This is a genomic window from Tepidibacter thalassicus DSM 15285, assembly GCF_900129915.1.
In the GTDB taxonomy this organism is placed as follows: Bacteria; Bacillota; Clostridia; order Peptostreptococcales; family Peptostreptococcaceae; genus Tepidibacter; species Tepidibacter thalassicus.
Window position 1 is genome coordinate 1 of the sequence record NZ_FQXH01000047.1, and the last position, 4,491, is coordinate 4,491.

Here is a 4,491-nt window from a genome sequence, read left to right on the forward strand (position 1 = left end):
TAATAATATGTTTGTCCATAGTATGTCCACAATGATAACATGTATTAGGCATATAGGTTAATGTAGCATAAAAAACTTTAGATTTAACATTGTTAATAATTTCTTCAGAGTAATAATTATCATTAAAAGTTATATTAGGGTCTTTTAAATTAAGCAAATTTAGTATAAAATTATTATGAGACATGAGAAATCACTCCTTTTATGATTTTTTTGTGGTGATTAAATTATAACTAAGTGATTCTCTCTTGTCTCGTTTTTTTATACAAAAAATTAGTGTTAGTTTTCACCAACACTAAATATTATAGACCCATTTTTAATAGTTTTTTCTAATTTTTCTTCTGTTACATGTCTTTTGTTTATCCAAGAAAGCTGTTTTCTACTTATTTCTTGTAGTGATTTTGATGTTTGACTAGGACCAAGATTACAACCATAACAAAATGTTGTCATAAGGTATTTTTCAATTTTATCTTTAATCTTTGAATCGAATCCAGATATCGATCCAAACTGATTTGTCCATTGAATCCACTTTTCTGTATCTGATAAAATATCTAAAATATTTACTGTTTCTAAATTTTCTGCAATTAAATTTTGTATAACCTTTAAATCTTTAGGTTCATCTTTTTTTTTTATTTTTGAAAGTATAGGAACACCATTTTTGATTTTAAGATATTGGTTTTCAGGAAAAGAATTATCAGCATTAAATATAGCTTTTTCCATATTATCTTTTAAGTGTTGGATAAATTCATTTTCTAAAACTGGTAGACCTACTTGGTTGCCAAAAGTATCAATATTATTATTGTATTCTTCCCAGCTTATAACCTGATCTCTGTAATCAGAATAAATATCACTATTTTTAATACATAAATCCCCAGATTTTAAATCATGCATGATTTGATACATTACATAAGCTTCAAAATGCCTACGATTTATTTTTTCAGGATATTTATTTTTATTCGTATATCCTGTTAAAATTCTCCACCAAGGTTCTTTTACCCATGATAAATCAAGTCTTCCTATTTCTTTGTCTGTTGTAGAAATTGTATCTAATCTATTGGCGTTTTTATATTTTTTTATAAATTTTATAGCCTTTTCTATGGAATTATTTTGGGTTGTTGAACACAACTGTATTTCATTAAGTATATGAAATAATACAGATCTTTTTCCCTTTAATGAATTCCATAAGAAAGGCCAATAATTATTATCTGAATATTTTTCATGTGTTTCACATTTTTCTAAAAGATCATCTAAATTTTTATTTTCCATTAATTGCATAAGAGCATTTATTTTTTTATCATCAGTTTCCTCTATCTTGTAAGTAATAATAAAGCTTTTTAAAGTAGATATAAGATTATCAGTAGTTTTAGATTGCTCAAGCTTATATTTAGCTAATTTATCTTTTGATTTATTTTGAGCATTTTTTATTAGTTTAATGAATATTTCTCCTATATCATCTAGTGTACTTGCAAGTCTTTGTTTTAAGAAACAAATTGCAAGTGTATATCTTTTTGATGCCTTTAATTCTTTCATTTTAGAGGAATCTAGACTTTTAGCTTCATTGACAAAATGTTTAATTTTTATATCTGGGACTTTAGTTAATATATTGGTATCTATTTCAATGGTTTTGAGTAAATTTAAGTAGGATATTACAACTTTTATATTCTTAACAGACGGTTTCCCAACATCTTGCTTGATGTTATTCCAAGATGTATATGTATCATTTTTTTCTGAAAGTAAAGAATCGATAGATTCGATTGTATTTGAATTAAGACTTTTGTATATATTTCTGTAGTATGAATTATATGTAGTATATCGTATTCTTCTAGATACTCTTACGAGTGTACTAAATGCTGGTAATTCATACTTTTGCTTTATGAGTTCTTCAATCACTATATTTATTATGTCTGCATCATTATCTTTTATTTTTGCAGCTTCAGTAGCAGCTTGTATAATAACTTTTCTTGATTCTTTTCCATATGGTTTTATATCTAAAAATTTTCTTATGGAATCCATATGATTAAATTTCATTCTTGATTTACTATACTTTTCAATTTGATCTTCTTCATATTGAATTCCCATCACATTTGATATATAGCTTTTAATTTCATTAGGAATATGATTCATTGAAGTAAAATACCCTAATCGTTGATAAGCTTTTAATAGGATTAATAAAAATAATTTATATTTTGGCTTTCGCGTAATCTCACTTGCAAACATAATTTCTTTATTTGACGCAGGTTTTGAAGCCGCTTTTGTAGCGGGTGTTCTTGGTGATATCTTACACGAGGCAACCGTTGGTTTATTTGAAAGCTCAGCTTATATCAGTAACCCAAGTGCTGAACCTTCTTATTTAAAATATATTGATAAACATTTTAATTATAGAAAGGATTTTTCTGGAAAAAATATTTCAGATGTTGGAATGAAAAAAGCATGCAAATTAATAGAAGATTGTAAAGCAACAAATTATAAAGGAAAATTTGGACTTGGTTGTGTCCAATGGACAGGTAGTCGTACTAAGAATTTAATTGATTGCTATGTTGATGAGTGTGGAGAAGAAGGTTATCCAACAAGAGAACAATATTATAAAGCAGAGAGTACACTTATTTCTAAAGAATTCAATGGAAATTACAAAAAGATTTATGAAGAGTGGTTATCCAAGCATAGCGGTAAAAATACAGCTGCATATGAGGCAGGTAGTATGGTATGTTTAAAATATGAAGTGCCTGCAGATCGCTATAATAAAGCTAAAACTAGAGGAAAAAGTGCACAAAAAATATATCAAGCTATGATGGGGGCTTAATTAAGCAGAATTATTCATACCTTGTCCTTAAAATCTTACGACGGTATAATCTTAGATATATGAAATGCTTATTAAAATCAGATAAAAATCACGTAGATGTAATAAAAAACTGTATTTAATATACTAGGTGCAATTTTTAAGTACGAGATAAATAGCTATCCTAACACGGCAGGCAAGATAGCTTGTTAGATATTAATGTTAGCCCATAGTTTATTTTTTTAAAAATAGAATTCATTAGGCTTATTTGAGTCACCATTAATTATAAATATATTGAAATATTCAAATTAAATACAATTAAAATGATTGATTTCAATATTCAAAACTATTATGATTCCTTAGCTTGATGGGCATGACTATCTCTAGTAGCATAAAAAGGAATTGCTCTAGTATTTGATATTTTTTGCAACAGAACCGGAAAATCAGGTGTATAATTAGGATATGACAGTATTATAAATTGTTAATACTTATGAAAATCTTATTTTATTTGTTAGGAAATTTGCTAGTTAGATAAAATATGCCAGTAAAGAAAGCTTATTTCTTCTCAGTTTGCAATGACCTCTTCCTTATATAATAAGTTTAGAAAGGTGATTATTATATGAAAAAGTTTGTATTATTAATAGTAGTATTATTTAGTGTATTTTTGGCAGTTGGATGTATGAGTAATAAAGAAATACGTATACCTAAAGTTGAAAAATCAGTTTCAACTATAGATAAAGATTTAACTAAAGAGAAACAAAAGACGGATTTAAGTAACGATATTAGCGTTGAGCCGGAAAGTGAATACAAAAACAAAACGGATAATGATGTTCAAGATATATCGTCATTTATACCTAAAGGATGGGAAGTCTTAAAAAAATATGGTGGTGAATTAGCCATAGCAAAAGGAGATTTAAATAAAGATGGTATAATTGATAAAGCATTTGTAATTGAGCAAAGTAATCAATCTGAATATGCATCTCCAAGAAACTTACTAATAGTTTTTGGAAATAAAGATAACACATATACACTATCAATAAGGGCAGAAAAAGCTATTCTTCTTGCAAATGAAGGAGGAACTTTTGGAGATCCTTTTGAAGATATAGTTATAGATAGGGGTTCTGTCTTGCTAAAGTTCATGGGTGGTTCCAGTAGATGGCATAGGTATTTTAGATTTAGGTATCAAGATAATGGTTGGTATTTAATTGGATTTACAGAAGGCTCATATGAATCTATTGGTGATTCAATGTATTGTCTTGAAGATGACTATAACCTAATTACAGGTGATTATATAGGTGAGAAATTAGAAGATGGCAAAATCAAAACTATAAAAAAAAATATAGGGAAAAAACAACTTTTGAATTTGAAAGATTTCATTGCAGATGAATATGATGTTCAGTCTCAGTAAAAAGACATTATAACTCATTAAATCCATGTGATTTTGGTAAGGTATTATCATTTCCTTTTCCTGGACCTATATCTATATGCATAAAATTCCCTGTTTTTAATTCGTATTCAAGTTGTATTTTAACTCCTGATATTTGTGCACTTCCTCCTGAACCAGGATATTCATTTTTATATATTTCAGGAACTTGAAAAGCTGTAGAATCAGCTATTCTAATCCTTTTAAAATGTTCATCCCATAAAGATGCTACCCCTTGATTAGATAGAATATTGTTTTGCATAAGCCTTGTAAATACTTCTTTTAAAAACTCAAC

At 27.5% G+C, this 4,491-nt stretch carries 4 protein-coding genes and 1 pseudogene; 2 read left to right on the forward strand and 3 right to left on the reverse strand.

Annotated features, from left to right (window positions below; all coding sequences use genetic code 11):
* Positions 1 to 184, reverse strand: a pseudogene (locus BUA19_RS11285) (hypothetical protein); the annotation flags it as partial.
* A gap of 92 nt (positions 185 to 276) precedes the next feature.
* The gene (locus tag BUA19_RS11290) at positions 277 to 2,214 is read right to left on the reverse strand and encodes a DUF4158 domain-containing protein (protein ID WP_072726564.1); all 1,938 of its coding nucleotides are present in this window, start codon (positions 2,212 to 2,214) and stop codon (positions 277 to 279) included.
* A 1-nt stretch (position 2,215) separates the two neighbouring features.
* Between BUA19_RS11290 and BUA19_RS11820 the strand changes: the two genes are divergently transcribed.
* Together BUA19_RS11820 and BUA19_RS11300 are read left to right on the forward strand one after the other, a co-directional pair.
* Positions 2,216 to 2,797: a phage tail tip lysozyme gene (locus BUA19_RS11820; protein WP_278280469.1), complete on the forward strand. Its 582-nt coding sequence runs from the start codon at positions 2,216 to 2,218 to the stop codon at positions 2,795 to 2,797.
* Positions 2,798 to 3,392: 595 nt separating this feature from the next.
* Positions 3,393 to 4,181, forward strand: coding sequence for a hypothetical protein (locus tag BUA19_RS11300; protein ID WP_072726568.1), 789 nt, complete (start codon positions 3,393 to 3,395; stop codon positions 4,179 to 4,181).
* Between the two features lie 7 nt (positions 4,182 to 4,188).
* On the opposite strand, the gene BUA19_RS11305 is transcribed toward BUA19_RS11300, so the two are convergent.
* A partial coding sequence (locus tag BUA19_RS11305) for a transposase (RefSeq protein WP_242939288.1) occupies positions 4,189 to 4,491 on the reverse strand: 303 nt, incomplete at its 5' end.

Bases quoted from the DNA above. Each gene is read 5' to 3' on its own strand.
- BUA19_RS11290 (WP_072726564.1), bottom strand. From the start codon at position 2,214: ATGTTTGCAAGTGAGATTACGCGAAAGCCAAAATATAAATTATTTTTA.
- BUA19_RS11300 (WP_072726568.1), top strand. From the start codon at position 3,393: ATGAAAAAGTTTGTATTATTAATAGTAGTATTATTTAGTGTATTTTTG.